The following is a 19254-nucleotide window of genomic DNA, read 5'->3' as shown; positions in this document are numbered from 1 at the left end:
GCAGGCTGTTTCGAGGTCTGACGGACAGACCGGTCAGTGCTGGCCGAGTTTCTCCGTCCTAATCGTCGGCGTGGACGATTTCTCTCGTTCCTCGGTCGTGCATCTGTGAGACTGCGTCCTCAATGGCCGCGCGCTTCTCGTCACCGTCTTCGACTCCGTCGAAGGGATGGAAGAGACAGCCCGCATCGCGTCCGAGCACGTCGATCGCCGTTTTCTCGCCAGCGGGGAAGTTCGATTCGTAGTTCTCCATCGCGGCGCGGATGAGCGGGACGAGCGCGAAATGAAGGTCTCGGGCACGGTCGTAATCGCCACGTTGTGTGGCTTCCCAGATTTGGACGGAGATGCGTGGACAGACACTACTGATACCCACGATCCCGCCGTTGACACCCAATGTGTACGTTGGGAACTGGCCGATGCTCATCCCGCCGAGCACGAAGCCGTCATCGCCGATGGCTCGGAGATAGTGCGTCAGATTGCCGAGCGTGCTGCTGACTTTGATGCCGACGACTTCCGGGATGTCCCGGACGAGGTCACCGACGAGTTCCGCGTCGAGGTCGAGCAACGACATGACGTCGTAGATGACGATTGGTAACTCGGAAACGTCCGCAATTGCGCGGTAGTAGTCGCGGATCGAGTCGTTGTCGGCCATGTGCGAGCCGACGTACCCCGTCGGTGGCATCGCCATGATGAAGTCCGCACCCGCGTCACGAGCCAGTTCCGCTTTTACGGTGGCCTCGCGCGTCTGTCGTGCGATGACTCCCGCGACCACGGGAACGTCGCCGTCCACTTCGTCGACCGCGACGTCGTAGAGTTGCTTGAGTTGGTCGTCGGTCATTCGCATCCCTTCGCCGGTGCTTCCGCCGACGACGACGCCTGAGACGCCAGCACCGAGATGGTAGCGAATCTCATCTCTGAACGCGTCTTCGTCCAACTGACCGTCGGCGTCGAGCGGGGTGATAAGCGGTGGATTTACGCCGTGTAGTTCGTGTTTCATCTGTTTGTTGAGGTCGTATGTGAGTCGATGTGTGGATTCGAGTGTACTTGGAGGCTGGTCTGCTGGTCTCTGGTTACGGGTTCCTCGACAGGGTGAGGTGAGCGTGCCTGTGGCCGATGTGTCTACGCATGTATTCTCATGGCCCCTTCGCCTGGTTCAGCGACTCGCGAGCCTTCGCTGCGACTTGGTCGACTGCCTTGCCTGGGTCCATGTCCTCGCTGATCACGAGTGAGATGGCAGTCGAGCCCGGCCGAGTCGTGAAGATGGAATCGACGTACGGGTTCGGCGGACTCGTCTCGTGTGCCGGTGGAATCGCGTCGGTCACCGACTTCCACGCCTCGATATCCGCGTCGGTGTAGGAGTCCGGAAGCTTCTCGCGCATGTCGATCTCCTCTTTCTGTTTCGGGTACAGCGGCGCGTTCTGAATGTTGATGTAGCGCTCGTAGTACTCCGGCTGGAAGATGAACTGATCGAGGAACGTCTTGGCCATGTCCGTGTTCGACCCCTGGAACGAGCAGATGGACTTGATGACGCCGAAGAACTTCCCCGGTCCGTCCGGCCCCGGGATCGGAGCGGCGCGAATATGCTCGTGGAAGTCACGCTCGCGTTCGATGGACTGAATCTTCGGCCGCGCACCACCGTACGTCGTATGCGCCGACGACTCAGTATGAAGTGCGTTGATCCGCTCTTCGCAGCCGATGTCCGAACCGGGGCCGGTGTAGGGCTGGAGCTGCTTGCGGAATTCGAGCATTTCGATCCAGCGCTCGCGGTTCTCTCCCTGGTCGATCGAGACCACAACCTCACCGTCATCGTTTCGAGTCGCCATGTTCGCACCGTTACTTCGGAGGAAACACTGAGCGACGAGTTCGCTACAGTAGTGCGTCGACCACGGAAGCAGCGTCGCGTCGGTCACCTCGTCCGAACCACTGGCTTCCTCCATCCAGCCAACCATGTTCTCCCAGGAGTCTGGTTTCGACTCGGCGATGTCCTCTCGGTACCACTGCAGGTACGGAATCGCGAAGAAGGGAATCGTGTAGTGTTCGCCGTCGCGTTCGAGGAACGACCGCTCGTGGGGCATGCCTAATCGGTCCGTGACCGTCTCGACTAAGTCGGTCATCGGAGCGAGCGTCCCTTGGTTCTGGAGTTGCGTCGATTGCGTCACCGATGTCGGGAACAGCTCCGGCGGGTTGCCGGACTGAATAAGCTGAATGATACGCTCTTGAATGCTCTGTCCCTCTGCGCCGCATTCGAGGGTGACGGACGCGCCCGTCTTGTTTTCGAACTCGGCGAACGCGTCTTCCCAGACGCGCTTGAACACGTCCGAACACTCGTCGGTGACAACGCGCATCTCGCGCCCGCTGTAGTCAGGCCAGCCGTTTTCGTTCACGGTCCCCGTGGTGGTTCCGTCGCCGGATCCCGAACCCGAGCCTGAGCCCGAGCCGTCTCCCCCACCACCGCCAACGCAGCCTGCAAGCCCTGCGACTGCTGAGCCCCCCACGGCCTTGAGGACGGTTCGGCGTCTCGTAGCGGTCCTATCACTGTCTCGGCATTCGTTCGATGCCATGGAATTACGCTTCTTGACTGTAATGTAAATACATTTCTAATCCTTGTTGACATTTATCATGGCACGGCCGAACATTCATAGGCTGGCAACCAAGACTCAGACGGTATGACCGAGTTGAACGCAGTTGTTATTGCAGACGATATCACCGGAGCGAACGACACCGGGAGCCAGTTCGCCAGCCGTGGGTATCGGACGAACGTGGTGTTCGACCCAAGCGCACCGACGAGCTGCGACGTCCTCGTCGTCGATACGGAGACACGGGAAGCACCACCGGCAGCGGCGTACGAAACGGTTCGCGCCGCCGTGTCACAACACGACACCACGCTTCTGTACAACAAGCTCGACTCCACGCTCCGCGGGAACGTCACCGACGAACTGGCGGCGGTGCTCGACGCCGCGACGCCCGACATCCTGTTGCTTGCACCGGCGTTTCCCAGTAACGGGCGGACGACCGAAGACGGCGTCCAGTTGGTCGACGGTGACCCCGTGCTCGAGACGCTTACCGACTCAGAGAACCTGCCTGCAACGTCGTCGGTGGTCGAGCTGCTCTCATCGCTCGCGTATCCCGTCGAAACACTCCCGCTGGACGTCGTAACCAAGGGAACAGGACACGTCCGGTCGAAACTCGCCGAGATAGACCGCAACCGCGACGGGCCGGTAGTCGTCGTCGCCGACGCCACAACTCACACCCACCTTCGGTCGCTTGCCGACGCCGCCAGCCGACTCACAGCCACCGTCGCCTATGCGGGGAGTGGCGGACTCGCGGGGGCGTTGTCGCGTTCGACCGCAGTAAGTGGGGGCCAATCGGTCCTCGGCGTGGTCGGGAGCGTCAGCGAGACTTCGTTCGGGCAACTCGCGCGGGTTCCGGACCAAGCGATCGTTGCGCTGGACCCCGAGACGATGCTCGAGCGTCCAACGGAAGCGGCGTCCGAAGCTGTCGGCCCGGTTCTCGCCGCGCAGCGCGCTCACGGATTCGCCATCGTCACGTCGGCTCCGTCTTCTCGCGCCGTCGACGTAGTGACCCGGAACGCGGACGCGCTCGGACTCGACGAGCACGCCGTCAAAGATCGAATCGCGACGACGTTGCGTGCGACCGTCCGCGGAGTCCACGAGACACGGCCGTTGACCGGTCTGTTCACGACTGGTGGCTCGACGACCATCGCGGTACTCGACGAACTCGACGCGGAGTCACTCGAACTGACGGGAATCGAACTCGCCGACGGCATTCCACTCACCCGAATTCGCGGTGGAGCGGCCGACGAGACCCTCCTCGTGACCAAGGCGGGGTCGTTCGGTGACCCGACGACAATAGTTAATTGCCTCGACTTCATCGGTACGCCGTGATGACAGCAGTAGAGCGACCTCTCGTCGGCGTGACGATGGGTGACCCCGGTGGCATCGGAAGCGAAATAATCGTCGAAGCAGCACCCGAGGTGACCGAGGACGCAAGCCTCGTGGTCATCGGCGACGCGGACGTGATTCGGCACGCAGTCGACCAGTGTGATAGCGACCTGTCGGTCGAAGCGGTCGAGTCCGTCGCAGACGTTCGATCCGACCCATCGACGCTGTTCGTACTCGACCTCGACAACGTCGCGTCGCTGACCTACGGCGAAATCGACGAGGCGTACGGCCGCGCCTCGCTTGAGTACATCGAACGCGCGATCGAACTCGCCATCGCAGGCGACATCGACGCCATCGCGACGGCCCCGATTCACAAGCAAGCGACAGCCCAGGCGGGAAGCGAATTCGCGGGCCACACCGGGATGCTCGCGGCGTACACCGAGACAGATAACTATTCGATGATGCTTATCGAGGGGGGGCTTCGCGTCACGCACGTGAGCACACACGTCCCGCTTCGCGAGGCGTGCGACCTCGTGACAACCGAGAACGTCCTCGACACCATCGCTGTCACTAATCAGGGGTTACACGACCTGGGAATCGACGACCCGACGATCGCCGTCGCTGGCTTGAATCCTCACGCCGGCGAGGGGGGACTCCTCGGGACGGAAGACGACGACGCCATCGAACCGGCCGTCGAACAGGCCCGTGAGGCTGGTATCGACGCCGAAGGGCCCATTCCGCCGGACACCGTCTACGTCAAGGCAGCCGCTGGCGCGTACGACTGCGTCGTCTCGATGTACCACGACCAGGGACATATCCCGATCAAGATGCTCGGCTTCGACAGCACCGACACGGTCAGCGGCGTCAACATGACGGTCGGACTGCCGATCATCAGAACGAGTGTTGACCACGGGACGGCGTTCGATATTGCGGGACAGGGAATCGCCTCCGAGTCCAGTATGGTCGACGCGATTCGAACCGCCGCTCGCGTCGCCATCGAGCGAGCGTGACAGGTACATAGAACCCGTCAGGTGGACTCGGCGGAATTTCCAACCAGCGTGGAAATGGTGTCTCGTCGGTTATGCGTGTTCTATCTTGAGTTCGATGATGTTGGTTCCATTGAGAATCTTGTGTGAGAGTTCTTCTTCGACGCGGTCGTCCCGAAGTTTGTTCGAGGGGACGGTCACGCTGATCGCGCCAACGGGGTTTCCTTCGATGTCCTGAATCGGCGCGCCGACACAGCTGATTCCGACGTCTCCTTCGTCTCGCTCGATCGCGTACCCGCGCTCTCGGGTCGCTTCGAGTTCCTCGAAGAGCGCCTCACGCGTATGGATGGTGTTTTCGGTGACCGCTCGAAGCCCCCATTTGTCGACGATATCGTTCACCTCCTCGTCGGAGAAACACGAGAGGATGGCCCGCCCGAAAGCCGGTCGATGGAGGTACGAGTGCTTCCCAACGGGTGCGAGGTCGACAGCAGCGTTGTCGCCGCGTGCCATGAATATCACGACACCGCGGCCGTTCTCCTCAATCGCGAGATTGACCAGTTCGCCAGTCTCTTTGGCCAGGTCGTGGACGACCTTCCGTCCATGTCGGTAGACCGGAAGCCGTTCTCGAATCTTGCCCCCATAGTGGAGGAACTGAAGCGAGAGTCGGTACTTGCTCCCTTCCTTGACGACGTAGTCGTTCTCCCGAAGCGTCTGCAGGTGCACGTAGACGGTGCTCGTTGGAAGTCCAGTTCGCTCCGAGAGTTCCGTCACCCCTAGCGAGTCCTCCTCGACCAGTGCCTCGATGAGTTCGAGAGACCGTTCAACCGCCTCCAGCGTTCGTGGTTTGTTGGTTGCCATACGATAACACACCATTTCCAACCTGATTAAATATTTGGGTTCAGGACACGGTTCGGAACGGTCACTATTGCAGAAGCGAGGCCTGATCAAGAAAGCGTCTCTGTATCGGGTCGTTGCCCGTTTCATCAGCACCGTTTCGGATAGTGCTCATTGTCTCCATCCCGGGGGTAAGCGGTGTGTCGTAATCGCTCACGAGGAACCTCTTTCCAAACGGTCTCCTGCGTCGCGAGCGAGTGGATAGTTCGCTTGTCTTTCCCGTTATAATGCCACGATTACGAATAAAGGCAGTCGAAACGGACATTTCCACTTCAGTTGGAAACACTAGTCGGGTTGGCTCACGTGGTCCCCAGATATTCCCGGTAATACCCGTGCAAGCACGCGGTCTCGAGCGTTGTCTGGGTATCTCGGCGGCAAGCAAGCGACCAACGGGCACGTAACCCGTTGGGGAAGTCGCTGCTGGTTGGTTTCGCCGTGTGTTCGGTTCCATGCGTGTTGGAAACTGTTTTCACACCGAGTTCTCACGTGATTCGGTCAGCTGCGCGATGGACATTTTGGATTACAAGTGTATGCTTGTAACTCTCCCGAGGTTCATTTCACGAAACACGGGACGTGCTCGTAGTCTCGATCTCACCTTCGACGCGATCGTCTCGGTGCTCATGTCTGCGCCGTCGGTGTCGCCGGTTGTCGTACAGCCGGCAGGCAAAGCCGGTGCGTTCGGCGTCACTCCCGTTGATAGAACTCCGCGATGTCCCGCCATCGGTCGAAGTACGCCTCTTTTTGCGTATCGAAGTCTGCGCCGACCGATGGGTCCGGCTCGATAACGCCACGCTCTCGGAGGAGGTTTTCCGCTGCTGTTTCGACATCGCTGTAAATCGACGTGATGAGCGCGGGGGCCATGACCGCGCCGGCGGTCGTCCGCGGCTCCATCTCGACGACCGGACGGTCCCAGATCGACGCGCGGAGCGTGTTCCACCAGTCGTAGTTGCCGTCGAGCGTCGGCGTCCCGTCGTTGATGACGAGCACGCGGTCGATGTCGGTGTTGAAGTGTTCTTCGACCAGCGAGATGTAGGTCCACTCGGTCAGAATGATGCCGGTAATGAGCCCGCGCGCCAGTCGGCCGTGGACCTCCTCGGTCGACAGGGAGTTGTCGTAGTTGAGTCCGAGGAGCGACCCCGCGACGTCGGCGTCGAAAAACGGGCTTCGGTTGCCCTTGAGGAACATTTCGTAGCCCTGTCCGCTCGGGACCTGTCGGGCGAGTTCGAGCCCGCGCTCCGGCGTACAGTTGAGGATGCGGTCGAAGAACCACCGAAGGAGGTTGCCGGTGTCGAACGACGCACCGGGAAGATAGCCGTCGATGGGGTGACGGTGGTAGTACAGCGCCGGGTGCGGCGAGACGGATTCCGAGACGTACTTGACGACGCTCGACGCGCCGAAGGTGATGCTGAACTCCCCCGGTTTGACGCCGCCGTTCGCCAGCACCGACGCGTTGCCGTCGGTGAGCCCCTGAAAGAGTTTGATGCCCTCGAAGCCGGTCCGCTCGGCTAACTGACCGTCGGCGACGCCGATGAACGACCCCGGGGGTCGAATCGCCGGAAAGAGCGACCGAGGCAGGTCGAGCGTCTCGAACAGCGACTCGAACCACGTGGGAAGGGGCGTCGTCACGTCGGCACCGAACTTCAACGCGTTCGTCCAGTCGGTCTCGATGTCGTGCCACGGCGTCGACGCGTCGAACCGGAGCCGATACAACAGCCACGTCGTCGGACTGAGAATCCACTCCACCCGCTGGAACTTTTCGGGGTGTTCCGCGCGAAGCTTCAGAATCTTCGGCAGGGGACTGGTCGGAGAAAACGCGATGTTCTGGTTAATCGAGAGACCGGACAGGTCGAGGTCGCGGAGCTTCGATGCCTGTTCGGGCGCGGAATCGAAGTACATCTGCGGCGGGAACACCGGCTCGCCGTACTTATCGACGAGTACGGCCGTCCCCGACGTACTCGCGACCGAGCCGATACCGGTCTGTGGCAGCGCCGGTGCCGCTTCGTGGAGCGCTCGCTCCCACGCGAGCGTCGTCTGCTCGGCGACCGGCGCCTCACCGCCGGCGAGTCGTTCGCCGTCGGTGCTGTACACATCGACGTGCACGCTCGCAGTACCGAGATGAACGCCGACCAGTTGCGGGCTCTCCATACCACGGGGTCACGTAGGACGCAGTTAAATCCTTCCGAGGGTAGTAACCCGTCGAGCGCGCGAGCGCGCAGTGTGGCCGACTGACCGCAGCGGAGTTCATTTGATGAGTGTTAGCATACCATCTGGTCGAGAGCACGTTCAATTGACATACAGTTCGATGACGCTGTCATTCCGAGAGTTGACACCGAAATATGAGAAATAAACGGACAAACACGAACTATCGTCGGCATTCTATTCATTCCGTATCTAAGAACAGTGGTTCACTCTGACTGAACCGCATCGTCGGGGCCGGCGGCGGCCTGCAAGCGTAGTCGGAACGAGCATTACAAAAATATACATGTAATCTCTAGTGGTTCGCGTGGAGTTCGATGACGTTGGCGGCGCTCTGGACGATGTCGGGAACCTCGTCGGTGAACCGTTCGTTATTCATGCGGCTGACGGGCTGCGAGACGCTGATTGCACCCAGGACGGTCCCGTCTTTTGCGATGATGGGTGCGCCAACGCACCGGAGCCCTCGGATGAGTTCCTCGTTGTCCACGGCGTAGCCCCGGTCACGGACCGTCGCCAACTGCTCGTCGAGTTCCGCTCTGTCGGTGATTGTCTGGTCGGTTTCCGCGGGAAGTCCGTGTTCGTCGATGATGTCGTCGACGCGCTCGGGAGGGAGGTGCGCCAGTATCGCCTTTCCGAGTCCGATAGCGTGGAGCGGCCGTCTGAGGCCGGGATAGATGTCTAAATCGACCGCTCGCTCACCCTGTTCGGAGGCGAGATAGACGCCCTGTCCGTACTCCTCGACCATCAGGTTCGCGAGTTCGCCGGTCTGGGACGCCAATCGGTGGACCTCGCGTTTCGCCACCTGATACAGCGAGTGGCGGTGCTGTACGTATCCCCCGAACTCGAGGAGTCGAAGACTCAGATCGTAATTGGTCCCGTCGCGGACGACGAACTTCTCGGCTTCGAGCGTACTGAGGTGGTTGTGGACGGTACTCTTGTTCATCCCGAGTTCCCGTGCGAGGAACGTGACGCTACTCGACCCGTGTTCTCGAAGCGCGTCGAGCACCCGAATCGTCTTCCGACTCGTCTCGACCCGGTGGGGCGTGTTCTCTGTCATGAGCGAGGTGTCGTCGAGGCAGCCGTAAATAGTTTGTTCTATTGGGTAGAACAGCCGTTCGACTCGGTGAGACAGCGGGACAGACCGTCGATACCGGTCGAGCGGCGGAGCAAGAAGCGTGGAACCGAGGTATTTGGTGTCTAAGGGCCGCTGTGCGGTGTTCGGAACACTGTCGGCAAAAACTATTTACGCTCACTCTCTGAGCTACGGTGTATGGAGATACAGACAGAGAGCTTCTCCATCGAGAGCCACAGCAGGTTCGAGATTCTGAGCGTCACTCCCGAGGTGGAAGCGACCATCGAGGACCTCGGCGTGACCGATGGACTCGTGTACGTGTCGACGCCGCACACGTCTGCGGCGCTTTCGACCAACGAGTACGAAGAGAAGCTTCTCGACGACATGATTGATAAGTTCAAGGAGATTGCCCCCCCGGACGAGGGCTACTACCACGACCTCGACCACATCACCGCGGGCGAGCAGCCGAACGCTCACGCGCACCTCATCTCCGCGATGATCAAGCGTCCGGTCCTTCTCGTTCTTCGCGACGGGGAACTCGACCTCGGGACCTGGGAGGAGGTCATGTTCTTCGAACTGTGCGGCCCGCGCGAGCGAACGATTACCACGACGATTCTACAATAACAGCCATGACGGACCAACGACTCGGACGATCGGTGACTGTTGCTATCGACCACGGCCTCCATTGGGGTTCCCTCGAAGGGTTCGAAGACCCCGCGGCGCTCCTCGACACGGTACTGGACGCCGGGCCCGACGGTATCCTGGCGAGCGTGCCCTTCCTGAAGCGCTTCGAGGACCGAATCAACGCCGCCGACGTGCACACTATCGGCACGCTCGACCTCCTGTACGACTCGACGATGCCGGGCGACATCGAGAACGCAGAGATCCACTCACAAGTGTTTAGCGTCGAAGACTGCGCCGAGGTCGCCGACGCCGCGAAGGTCGCGCTCGTCTTCGGCCGGGAGGACACCGACGTGCTGAAGGAGAACGCCGAGTTCGTCGCAGCCGCGGCCGAGGACTGCGACGACGCGGGGATTCCGCTCATCGTCGAGCCGACCCTCTGGGGCCAGCGCGCCGACGACGAGTTCGACACCGACTACCTCGTCAACGCCAACCGCCTGGGCTTCGAACTCGGCGCGGACATCCTGAAGACGCCGTATCCACCCACGGGCTTCGAGCGCATTGTGAACAACGCGCCGGTGCCGACGTACATCGCCGGTGGCCCCACCGTCGAGACGGACCGAGAGGTGCTGGAGATGGTCCACGGTGCCGTGGAGGCCGGCTCGGAGGGCGTGATGTTCGGCCGAAACGTCTGGCAGCGGGACGACCCTGCGGCCATCATCGACGCGCTCTCGGCCATCGTCCACGAGGGCGCGACCATCGAGGAGGCGGAGACGTTGCTATGACCCGCCGAACCACCTCCCGAACTCACTCATGAACCTTCCGTACCCCCACTTTCAGGTCAACTTCAAGGTGTACCCGGACACGAGCGGGGAGGACGCGCTCGCGTTCGCGCGGATGCTCGAGACGATAGAGGCAGAGACCGACGCACGCTTCGTGCTGACGCCCCAACTGCCCGACATCCGACTGATAACCGAACACACCGACCTCGCCGTCACCGCGCCCGCGATGGATGCCGTCGAGCCCGGTCGCGGGATGGGGAAGATCCTCCCGGAGACCATCGCGGACGCGGGGGCCGACGGTGTCGTCATCAATCACGCGGAGAACCGCGACACGCTGTCCGACCTCGTGTGGAAAATCGAGCGCTGCCACGACCTCGGCCTCGACTCGGTCGTCTGCGTCGACAGCATCGAGATGGGTCGCGCAGTCGCGGAGTTCGACCCCGACTCGATGATATACGAGATGCCCGAAGACATCTCGTCGGACCGCGCGATCACGCAGACCCACCCCGACCGCGTTCGCGACTTCATGTCGATGGTCGAGGCGGAGAACCCGCGCACTCGTGTCCTCGTCGGCGGCGGTATCTCGACCGCCGAGGACGTCCGCCTCGCGTTCGAACAGGGCGGTCACGCGACCGGTGCCGCGTCGGCCGTATCGCTCGCGTCGGACCCGGAGTCGCTCCTCCGCGACATCGCCGCGAGTTTCCCCTGAGACGGTCGCCGACAGCGGGCCGCGCCGTCTCGCGCCGCGCCGTCCCGCCCCATTCGGTGACTGCGACGCGTCGGACCGGCGCAATCTTTTTAGTGGTCATCGATGATGTGCAATACACGTCAATGACAACCAAAAACATCCTCGTAGTGTGTGGCACATCGGTCGCGACGTCGACGGTCGTCAAGGAAGCGCTGAAAGAGAAGCTCCCCGCGCGGGCCTCGACATCGGCACCATCGCCAAGGCGAAGGCGACGGAAGCCCCCGGCAAGGTCTCGTCGGGGAACTTCGACCTCATCGTCACCACGACGCAACTCAACCAGGACAAGTTCGACATCCCGGTCATCCACACGACGGCGTTCATGACCGGTATCGGTCAAGACGAAGTCCTCGACGACATCGCCGCGGCGCTCGAAGACTGATTGACACGTCGGCGACGCGGATTTTTCACGAACGATAGCAATGTTTATGTGGGCTCACTCTCATCCTGAGACAGGGTTGTGAGTTAATAGCATGGCAGTACCAGAAGTACTCTTACAGAGTGGTGTGAGTTCCCTGTTGAATTCGATCAACAGCGTAATCCAATCGTTGGGCGTGAGCGTCCTCCTTCCGATAATCATCTTCCTCATCGCGCTCGCGTTCCGGGTGGACGTGTTGAAGGCGGCGCGCTCGTCCATCCTCATCGGCATCGGTTTCATCGGCATCAATCTCGTCATCGGGCTGTTCAGCGAGAACATCAGTCCGCTGGCCCAACAGATGGTCGAGGTGACCGGCATCACGCTGCCGGCGGTCGACGTCGGCTGGCCTGCCGCCGCAGCCATCGCCTTCGGTATCGCGGAACTCGGCGTCTGGATGATTCCGCTGTTCGTCGTGATGAACCTCGTCCTCTTCGCGATCGGGTTCACTTACACGCTCAACGTGGACATCTGGAACTACTGGCACTTCGCCTTCATCGGCGGGCTGGTCTACATGAGCACGAACAACTGGCTGTACTCGGTGGCAGTCGGGCTGACGCTGGGGCTGTTCGTCCTCGTGGCCGCGGACTGGACGCAACCGGCCGTCGAAGAGACGTTCGACACGCCCGGCATCTCCATTCCACACGGGACCTCGGCACCCTACGCCGTCGCCGCGATTCCGATCCACTGGGCGGTGGATAAGACGCCGCTCGGGAACATCGAAGCCGACCCCGACGCGATTCAAGACCGGTTCGGCATCCTCGGTGAACCAATCTTCGTCGGTCTCGCTATCGGACTCGTCATCGGTATCGCCGCCTACAGTAACGCGCTCTTCGTCGCCGAGAGCTGGTACGCCATCCTCACCGCCGGCATCTCGTTCGCCGCGGTGATGCATATCCTCCCGATGATGGTCGGCATCCTCATGGAGGGGCTGACGCCGCTTTCGGAGTCGATTCGGAACTACATGACCTCGCGGTTCGAAGACCGCGACATGGCGATCGGCCTCGACTCGGCTATCCTCATCGGCCACGAGTCGGTCATCGCGTCCAGCCTGCTCATCGTTCCCATCGCCATCGTGATGTCGATCATCCTCCCCGGCAACGACGTCCTGTGGGGAATCGACCTGGCGACGTTCCCGTTCTTCTTCGCGCTGATGGTTCCCATCATGAACGGCAACATCGTGAAGATGGTCGTCACGGGGACCATCCTGCTCATTCCGCTGCACTACATCTCCTCCGCGGTGGCTCCCCTCCTGACGCAGGCGGCGGGAAGCGCGGGCTTCGACCTCGGTGGCCGCGGGCTCATCACGTCGCCCGTCGCTGACGCGGGGTCGCCCGCGACGGGCATCCTGGCCCTCATCCCGGCACCGGTCGCCCTCGCGGTCGCACTCGTCATCGTCCTCGGCATCTGGGTCGCGCTTCGGACGTGGCCCCAGCGGATGTACATGGTCGCCGGCGCGTCCGAAGAGAAAGCGCAGGAGACCGTCGAACGTCGTCACACCGGCAAGGGCGGCGGCCTCCTGCCCAACAAAATCGGCTCGACCGTCGACGCGACGAGCGCAGAGGGTCGCTCGGACGACTGACCGCGCAGTTACAGTTACAGTCACCCGTCGGCGTTCGCGACTCGGCCGCGACGAGCCGCCGCGGTTCGCGGCACCGACGGCGAACCGGCACCAACACTTTTCTCGGAGACCCGCGTACGACTCATCGATGCGAACCGAAAGCCTCGAACTGACTGGCGAGACGGACGAAGCGGTCCTCACGGAACTCGGTGCGTACGCCTACGACCAAGGCTGGGCCGACGAGAGCTACGCCGACGCCCTTCTGGCACGCGAAGCCGACTACCCGACGGGACTCGACATCCCGACGATGGGATTCGGCATCGCCATCCCCCACGCCGACCCCGACCACGTCACAGAACAGGCCGTGCTCCTCGGGTTACCGCCCGCGGGCGAGTCGATAGCGTTCCGAAGCATGGACAACCCCGACGAGCGCGTCGCCGCCGAAGTCGTCGTGTTACTCCTCGTGACCGACACCGACGGCTACTCGTCGTTCCTCTCGAACCTCGCTAAACTCTTCCAGGCCGAGGAGTTCGCCGAGATGACGAAGCGCCGCGACGCCGACGGGCTGCTCGACCTCGTCGTCGAGCGCTGCGTGGAATTCGACGGCTGAACGAACTGAAAGAACACGCCGTGGGGTCCGCTTCATCTCGGACGAGCGGCCGGTCTTCCGACCCTCAGTCGATGAGCGCTCGCACGTCCTCGTTGGTCTCGGCGCGGAGAGCTGTCTCGGCGAGCGCCGCCGCAGACTCGTCATCCACGGCTTGGACGCCCGCTTTCACGTCGGGAATCGTCACGGCGCTCATGCTCAGTTCGTCGAGGCCGAGCCCGACGAGCAGTTCGGTGAGATCCGGGTCGCCGGCCATCTCGCCGCACATGCCGACCCAAGCGTCGCCTTCGTGGGCGGCTTCGACCGTCCGCGCGATGGCGCGGAGGACCGGCGGGTGAAGCGGGTCGTGTAACGAGGCGACGCGGTCGTCGTCGCGGGCCGCGGCCATCACGTACTGCGTGAGGTCGTTCGTCCCGATACTGAGGAAGTCGAGGCGGTCGGCGAACTCGCGGGCGAGAAAGACCGACGCCGGCGTCTCGACCATCGCGCCGAGTTCGGGAACCGCGTAGTCGACGCCTGCCTCCTCCAGTTCCGCGGCGATTGCGCTCACTTCGTCGAGAAGCGCGTCGAGTTCGGTGACTGTCGACACCAGCGGGAACATCACGGCGAGTTGCGCCGGCCCGGCGGCCGCGCGCAGAATCGCGCGGACGTGTTCTTCGAACAGCTCGGGTCGCTCGCCCGGTGCGAACCGGACGCCACGAACGCCGAGGAACGGGTTGTCGCCGGGGTCGGAGTCGACGTACGGAATCGGCTTGTCGCCCCCGATGTCGAGCGTTCGGACGACCACGCGCGACCCGTCGAACGCCTCGCACACCCCGGTGAGCGCTTCGTACTGCTCGTCTTCGTCCGGCGGCGCCTCCCGGTCGAGAAAGAGGAACTCCGTTCGAAAGAGCCCGACGCCGTCCGCACCGCGCTCGGCGGCCGCCTCCGCCTCCCGCGGCGTTCCGACGTTCGCGGCGACTTCGACGTGCCGCCCATCGGCCGTCGTGACGGGGTCGTGTCGGACCGTCGCACCGTCCGATTCCCGCGCCGCGGCGATGGCGTCGTCGTCCGGGTCGACGGTCACGTCGCCCGTGGTGCCATCGACGACGAGACGCGTGCCGTCTGCGAGGTCGAGCGCGTCGGGGTCGACGCCGACCACCGCCGGAATCGCCAGCGACCGCGCCATGATGGCGGCGTGCGACGTGCGGCCTCCCTCGACCGTGACGAACCCGGCGACTGCGTCGGGGTCTAACTGCGCGGTGTCGCTCGGGGTGAGTCGCTCCGCGACGAGTACCGTTCCCTCGGGGAGCGCCGAGAGGTCGACCCGGTCGCGGTCGAGCAGGATGCGGAGCACTCGGTCGCGAACGTCGCGGAGGTCGTCCGCGCGCTCGGCGAACATCCCATCTGCCTCCTCGAACCTGGCGATTGGGTCCTCGAACGCCCGCGAGACGGCCCGCTCGGCGGTGAGACCGTCTTCGCTGACCGCGGTTTCGACGCCGTCGGTGATCTGTGGGTCGGCGAGGAACTGCTGGTGTGCGTCGAATATCTCCGCTTCGTCCGCGCCGACGCGCTCGGCGGTCTGAGAGCGCTCGCGGGCGAGTTCGTCCGCCGCCGTCTCTCGTGCCTCTTCGAACCGCCGACGTTCGGTCTCGGGGTCGGCCGCCGACCGCTCGTCGTCGTCGAGGTTGACCGTCGAATCGTACTGGACGACCGTGCCGACACCGAGTAGCGGCGTCACCCCGACGCCTGAGATTCGGCGGTCGCTCATCGGTCCCTCGTAGCTATCGCTGAATACGCTGGGCTTGCGAACATCGCACGCGTCTAGTCCGCGTCCGCCGGCAAAAACCCTCTCCAAGCGGTAAAGCCTTTAGTACCGGCGTGGGAAATGGTCGCACGGATGGCAGCGAAATCAGCGACAGTAGTCGTAGAGCACGAGACCGGTCTCCACGCGCGCCCCGCGTCGATGTTCGTCCAGACGGCGTCGAAGTTCGAGACGGACATCTCCGTGCGGAAAGCCGGCGGGGAGACGGAAGTAGACGCCAAAAGCAGCATCGCCGTTCTCTCGCTCGGCGTCGGCCCGGACGAGGAAATCGTCATCACCGCCGACGGCAGCGACGGCGAACAGGCCGTCGAGCGACTCGTCGAACTCGTCCGCAACGACTTCGACCTCGATCAGTAGACGGCCGCCCGGACTCGTGGTCGATTCGACGCCCGACGACGTGGTGGGCGCGACGAGTGACTACAAAGCCGTCTGCAGTCGCGTCGATGTGTTCGACTGTAGGGAGTGTGCGTCCTGACGGAATCGGTTTGGTTCCCAGCCGATTCTTAGACAGAAAACTGATAAATTCTGTTAGTATTCAGATATTCTATGATTTCAGCGGACAGTCTCTGAGCGCGCGATATGTTCCGGAATGACGCGCTGAAAGTGGCGTTAAACGCTGTTTTAGATTTTAGACGGTCAGGAACCGCGATTTGGCGTTTCGATATAGGAAACTGAGCGTATCGTTGGCTTCGAACGCACCAATCGGGGTTTCTGAATATCTATCTCTACACCGACGATATCTAATTTTCTAGATATCTTATATGTATGTCTAAAAAATATTGTTTGTCGTCGGGTCGTCGGTCAGAGCGACGACTACTCGGTGGTCGTGTCGTTCGTCGCGGCCGGCGGGCTGGTGTCGCTCGGCGGTCAACGTGGTCAGAAAAACACGTGCTGAAGTGGGGTCTTGTGGCGTGGCGACGCGTTAGTGGAGCGCTCTCCACACCAGACCGAGGAGGATGAACGGCGCGAACGGAATCATCAGCACCGCGATTCCAGCGACGATGAGCGTTCCCATCAGCCCCATCTGAATGTTCGAGTAGTCGGTTCGAACGGGATTGACTGCGCGGGCCATACCTACTCGTCCGTTCCCCTCATACATAACGTGACTGGATAGTTAATATATAAATAGGCGTGGCGACGGCGCGGCAGTCACGGGTAAAAAAACACGACGCAACGGTGGGCTTACGAAAAAATTCGAGGCGAAAGCCTCGCCTTTCAGGGCGGGGATGAAGCCGACCAACAGTATTCAACCGCCGTCGATGACATAGACGGGGTTCCAACGCAATTTTTAAGCCGTCCGACCATGATAGTATGCATAGCTGGTGAAGAGTACCCGTCACGCGAAATACGAACTCTACTACCACATAGTGTTCGTGCCGAAATACAGGCGTTCGCACCTGACGGGGAAGACGAAGGAACGTCTCGAAACCATCTTCGCGGAAATCTGTGAGGACAAGGGCCTCGAACTGGCCGAGTCAGAGGTCATGCCCGACCACGTACACCTGTTCATCGGGAGTCCGCCCAAGAACGCCCCGTCCCTCATCGTCAACTGGGTCAAGGGCATCTCGGCGCGGAAGTATAACCAGCGGTACGACGACCGCGTGAAGTGGACTCGTTCCTACTACGTCGGTACCGCGGGGAGTGCCTCGAAGGGCGCTGTCGAACAGTACATCGCTGAACAGGAGGGTGGCGACGAATGAAGCGCGTCAACACCTTCGAGGTCGACCCACAGACCGAGAACGACAAAGAGTGCCTCCTACGGCTACTCGATGCCTCAGCCTCCCTGTGGAACGAACTGACCTACGAACGTCGTCAAAGCTACTTTGGCGACGGTGACGTGTGGGATACCTCCGAGTACCGAGGACGCTACAACGGCGTCGTCGGAAGCGCGACTGTCCAACAGGTCACGCGCAAGAACAGCGAAGCGTGGCGGTCGTTCTTTGCCCTCAAGGAGAAAGGCGAGTACGCCAACCCACCATCGTACTGGGGCAACGAAGAGAACGGACGCGAACTCCGCACCTACATTCGGTGCAACCAGTACACGATTGAGTGGAGGAAGCGTAGCCGTCTCGAAATCCCTGTCGGGCAAGAACTGAAAGACCAATACGGACTCGGCTACCACGAACGACTCCGCCTCGAAGTCCGAGGCAACCCGAAGTGGGACGGCAAACAAGGTCGTCTGGAACTTGAGTATGACGAAGTGAGCGACACGTTCAGGGCTTCCCAACCAGTCACCGTACCTGATTCTCGACTGGATTCACCACTGGCTTCTCACGAAGCCGCCCTCGACGTTGGCGCAAACAATCTCGTCGCGTGTTCCACGACTACTGGGAACCAGTACCTCTACGACGGTCGGGAGTTGTTCGGACGGTTCCGCGAGACGACAGACGAAATCGCCCGCCTACAGTCGAAACTCCGTGAAGGACGATACAGTTCCAAGCGAATTCGACGGCTGTACCGACAGCGGACGAAGCGTCGTGACCACGCACAGAACGCGCTGGTACGCGACCTCGTTGAACGACTGTACGACGAGGGCGTGGCGACGGTGTACGTAGGCGACTTGACCGACGTGCTGAAAACGCACTGGTCGGCCAGGGTGAACGAGAAAACGCACAACTTCTGGGCGTTCAAGAAGTTCATCCACCGTCTCGCGTGTGTCTGTGAGGAGTACGGCATCAGCCTCGAAGCCGAGTCGGAAGCGTGGACGAGTCAGACATGTCCTGAGTGTGGCGACCACGAGGAGACGGTTCGCCACGGGGACACGCTGACGTGTCCGTGCGGATTCGAGGGGTACGCTGACCTCACGGCGTCTAAGACGTTCCTTCGAGAGAACAGCGAATGCGAAATCAGGCCGATGGCACGGCCCGTGCGATTCGAGTGGGACGACCACAATTGGTCGGGGAAACCATACCCTCACGAAAGTCCCAAAGAAGTGCGCACAAACCCGAAAGTTGCCTCCGTGGAATCGGCATAGCCGAACCCCCAACGGAGGAATCCTCGCGCTTTAGCGCGGGGAGGATGTCAAACCCGGCTCGGCTCCGGTGCGCGGAGCGCCAAGAGCACGCCGACGACGGCGACGCCGCCCGCGGCGAAGAACGCCGGTGGGTATCCTGCGTAGTCGATAATCGCGCCCCCGGCGATGGGCGCGGCGAACGCGCCCAAGAGCCCGACGCTCGTCAGGATCGAGACGGCCGTGGTCCGCACCGAGGGGGCGACGAGTTCGGCGATGTACGAGAAGATGAGCCCGATCACGAGTTGGATGGCGAAGCCGACGACGACGACTCCGACGACGACCGCGTCGAGTCCCGAGACGAACGCGAACGCGACGATTGCGGGCGTGGCGACGGCGAACGACGAGACGATGACGCGACGGCGACGCCCGCCGAACACGCGGTCGGTAATCACGCCGCTACTCGCCCGCGCGACCGCGCCGATGGCGGGGAACAGCGCGGTCAGGAGGCCGCTCGCCGCCAGTGAGATTTCGAACTCGCTGGCGAGAAAGCTCGGGAGCCACGTGTTGACGAAGAGATACAGCGAGTAGGCGAGAAAACAGAGCGCGCAGACGGTCCAGACCGCCCGGCTGGCGAACAGTTCGCTGAGCGCCGCCCGGTCGGGCGCAGGTGCGTCGACCCCGGGCACGCGGCGGCGCGTCGCGAGCGCGAAGAACACGAC

The 19254-nt window shown here is 62.1% G+C and carries 18 protein-coding genes and 1 pseudogene; 11 read left to right on the top strand and 8 right to left on the bottom strand.

Annotated features, from left to right (window positions below; translation table 11 throughout):
- Positions 1–58: 58 nt before the first annotated feature.
- Positions 59–994 (bottom strand): dihydrodipicolinate synthase family protein, encoded by a 936-nt coding sequence (locus NKF06_RS02445; RefSeq protein WP_058826920.1) that lies wholly within the window; start codon positions 992–994, stop codon positions 59–61.
- A gap of 136 nt (positions 995–1130) precedes the next feature.
- Positions 1131–2381 carry an extracellular solute-binding protein gene (locus NKF06_RS02440; protein WP_253244417.1) on the bottom strand — a complete coding sequence of 417 codons (1251 nt, stop codon included), beginning with the start codon at positions 2379–2381 and terminating at the stop codon, positions 1131–1133.
- A gap of 282 nt (positions 2382–2663) precedes the next feature.
- Between NKF06_RS02440 and NKF06_RS02435 the strand changes: the two genes are divergently transcribed.
- Both NKF06_RS02435 and pdxA read left to right on the top strand, forming a co-directional pair.
- Complete coding sequence (locus NKF06_RS02435) at positions 2664–3902, top strand: four-carbon acid sugar kinase family protein (protein ID WP_058826919.1); 1239 nt, start codon at positions 2664–2666, stop codon at positions 3900–3902.
- Positions 3902–4909 carry a 4-hydroxythreonine-4-phosphate dehydrogenase PdxA gene (pdxA, locus tag NKF06_RS02430; RefSeq protein ID WP_058826918.1) on the top strand — a complete coding sequence of 336 codons (1008 nt, stop codon included), beginning with the start codon at positions 3902–3904 and terminating at the stop codon, positions 4907–4909. The genes NKF06_RS02435 and pdxA overlap by 1 nt, the downstream gene beginning before the upstream one ends.
- A gap of 69 nt (positions 4910–4978) precedes the next feature.
- Here the strand turns inward: pdxA and NKF06_RS02425 are convergent, their stop codons facing one another.
- From NKF06_RS02425 to NKF06_RS02415, 3 genes are all read right to left on the bottom strand, one after another.
- Entirely contained in the window at positions 4979–5743 is a 765-nt protein-coding gene (locus tag NKF06_RS02425) for an IclR family transcriptional regulator (protein WP_004041993.1), read from the bottom strand.
- A 720-nt stretch (positions 5744–6463) separates the two neighbouring features.
- Entirely contained in the window at positions 6464–7924 is a 1461-nt protein-coding gene (locus NKF06_RS02420; RefSeq protein WP_253244416.1) for an FGGY family carbohydrate kinase, read from the bottom strand.
- Positions 7925–8270: 346 nt separating this feature from the next.
- Positions 8271–9032, bottom strand: coding sequence for an IclR family transcriptional regulator (locus NKF06_RS02415; protein ID WP_058826974.1), 762 nt, complete (start codon positions 9030–9032; stop codon positions 8271–8273).
- 213 nt (positions 9033–9245) lie between these two features.
- Between NKF06_RS02415 and NKF06_RS02410 the strand changes: the two genes are divergently transcribed.
- From NKF06_RS02410 to NKF06_RS02385, 6 genes and pseudogenes are all read left to right on the top strand, one after another.
- On the top strand, positions 9246–9671 hold the full coding sequence (locus NKF06_RS02410) for a secondary thiamine-phosphate synthase enzyme YjbQ (protein WP_004967184.1): 426 nt from the start codon (positions 9246–9248) through the stop codon (positions 9669–9671).
- Positions 9672–9676: 5 nt separating this feature from the next.
- A complete protein-coding gene (locus NKF06_RS02405) occupies positions 9677–10453 on the top strand; it encodes a fructose-1,6-bisphosphate aldolase (protein ID WP_253244415.1) in 777 nt (258 codons plus the stop codon).
- 28 nt (positions 10454–10481) lie between these two features.
- Positions 10482–11159: a triose-phosphate isomerase gene (locus NKF06_RS02400; RefSeq protein WP_042666450.1), complete on the top strand. Its 678-nt coding sequence runs from the start codon at positions 10482–10484 to the stop codon at positions 11157–11159.
- 122 nt (positions 11160–11281) lie between these two features.
- Positions 11282–11577: pseudogene (locus tag NKF06_RS02395) on the top strand (PTS sugar transporter subunit IIB).
- A gap of 172 nt (positions 11578–11749) precedes the next feature.
- Positions 11750–13192: a PTS transporter subunit IIC gene (locus NKF06_RS02390; RefSeq protein WP_253244413.1), complete on the top strand. Its 1443-nt coding sequence runs from the start codon at positions 11750–11752 to the stop codon at positions 13190–13192.
- A 127-nt stretch (positions 13193–13319) separates the two neighbouring features.
- Complete coding sequence (locus tag NKF06_RS02385) at positions 13320–13781, top strand: PTS sugar transporter subunit IIA (RefSeq protein WP_253244412.1); 462 nt, start codon at positions 13320–13322, stop codon at positions 13779–13781.
- Positions 13782–13845: 64 nt separating this feature from the next.
- Here the strand turns inward: NKF06_RS02385 and ptsP are convergent, their stop codons facing one another.
- Entirely contained in the window at positions 13846–15528 is a 1683-nt protein-coding gene (gene ptsP, locus NKF06_RS02380) for a phosphoenolpyruvate--protein phosphotransferase (RefSeq protein WP_253244411.1), read from the bottom strand.
- Positions 15529–15657: 129 nt separating this feature from the next.
- On the opposite strand from ptsP, the gene NKF06_RS02375 reads away from it, so the two are divergent.
- Positions 15658–15939, top strand: a complete 282-nt coding sequence (locus NKF06_RS02375) for an HPr family phosphocarrier protein (protein WP_253244410.1) — start codon at positions 15658–15660, stop codon at positions 15937–15939.
- A gap of 565 nt (positions 15940–16504) precedes the next feature.
- On the opposite strand, the gene NKF06_RS02370 is transcribed toward NKF06_RS02375, so the two are convergent.
- Positions 16505–16654 carry a hypothetical protein gene (locus NKF06_RS02370; RefSeq protein ID WP_253244409.1) on the bottom strand — a complete coding sequence of 50 codons (150 nt, stop codon included), beginning with the start codon at positions 16652–16654 and terminating at the stop codon, positions 16505–16507.
- 247 nt (positions 16655–16901) lie between these two features.
- Here NKF06_RS02370 and tnpA point away from each other — a divergent pair, with 247 nt between their 5' ends.
- Together tnpA and NKF06_RS02360 are read left to right on the top strand one after the other, a co-directional pair.
- Complete coding sequence (gene tnpA / locus NKF06_RS02365; protein WP_058826911.1) at positions 16902–17282, top strand: IS200/IS605-like element ISHla16 family transposase; 381 nt, start codon at positions 16902–16904, stop codon at positions 17280–17282.
- Positions 17279–18556, top strand: coding sequence for a transposase (locus tag NKF06_RS02360; protein ID WP_253244408.1), 1278 nt, complete (start codon positions 17279–17281; stop codon positions 18554–18556). The genes tnpA and NKF06_RS02360 overlap by 4 nt, the downstream gene beginning before the upstream one ends.
- Before the next feature lie 47 nt (positions 18557–18603).
- Here the strand turns inward: NKF06_RS02360 and NKF06_RS02355 are convergent.
- Positions 18604–19254, bottom strand: a 651-nt coding sequence (locus tag NKF06_RS02355) for an MFS transporter (protein WP_253244407.1), incomplete at its 5' end; no start/stop codon positions are given.

The organism is Haloferax sp. AB510, assembly GCF_024136985.1.
In the GTDB taxonomy this organism is placed as follows: domain Archaea; phylum Halobacteriota; class Halobacteria; order Halobacteriales; family Haloferacaceae; genus Haloferax.
Note: the sequence above shows the minus strand (reverse complement) of the source record. Positions and strands in the feature narration are given on the sequence as shown.

Coding starts and splice junctions, on each gene's coding strand:
- NKF06_RS02375 (WP_253244410.1), top strand. CDS start 15,658: ATGGCAGCGAAATCAGCGACAGTAGTCGTAGAGCACGAGACCGGTCTC.
- NKF06_RS02415 (WP_058826974.1), bottom strand. CDS start 9,032: ATGACAGAGAACACGCCCCACCGGGTCGAGACGAGTCGGAAGACGATT.
- ptsP (WP_253244411.1), bottom strand. CDS start 15,528: ATGAGCGACCGCCGAATCTCAGGCGTCGGGGTGACGCCGCTACTCGGT.
- NKF06_RS02360 (WP_253244408.1), top strand. CDS start 17,279: ATGAAGCGCGTCAACACCTTCGAGGTCGACCCACAGACCGAGAACGAC.
- NKF06_RS02385 (WP_253244412.1), top strand. CDS start 13,320: ATGCGAACCGAAAGCCTCGAACTGACTGGCGAGACGGACGAAGCGGTC.
- pdxA (WP_058826918.1), top strand. CDS start 3,902: ATGACAGCAGTAGAGCGACCTCTCGTCGGCGTGACGATGGGTGACCCC.
- NKF06_RS02400 (WP_042666450.1), top strand. CDS start 10,482: ATGAACCTTCCGTACCCCCACTTTCAGGTCAACTTCAAGGTGTACCCG.
- NKF06_RS02445 (WP_058826920.1), bottom strand. CDS start 994: ATGAAACACGAACTACACGGCGTAAATCCACCGCTTATCACCCCGCTC.
- NKF06_RS02420 (WP_253244416.1), bottom strand. CDS start 7,924: ATGGAGAGCCCGCAACTGGTCGGCGTTCATCTCGGTACTGCGAGCGTG.
- NKF06_RS02405 (WP_253244415.1), top strand. CDS start 9,677: ATGACGGACCAACGACTCGGACGATCGGTGACTGTTGCTATCGACCAC.
- NKF06_RS02410 (WP_004967184.1), top strand. CDS start 9,246: ATGGAGATACAGACAGAGAGCTTCTCCATCGAGAGCCACAGCAGGTTC.
- NKF06_RS02435 (WP_058826919.1), top strand. CDS start 2,664: ATGACCGAGTTGAACGCAGTTGTTATTGCAGACGATATCACCGGAGCG.
- NKF06_RS02425 (WP_004041993.1), bottom strand. CDS start 5,743: ATGGCAACCAACAAACCACGAACGCTGGAGGCGGTTGAACGGTCTCTC.
- NKF06_RS02370 (WP_253244409.1), bottom strand. CDS start 16,654: ATGGCCCGCGCAGTCAATCCCGTTCGAACCGACTACTCGAACATTCAG.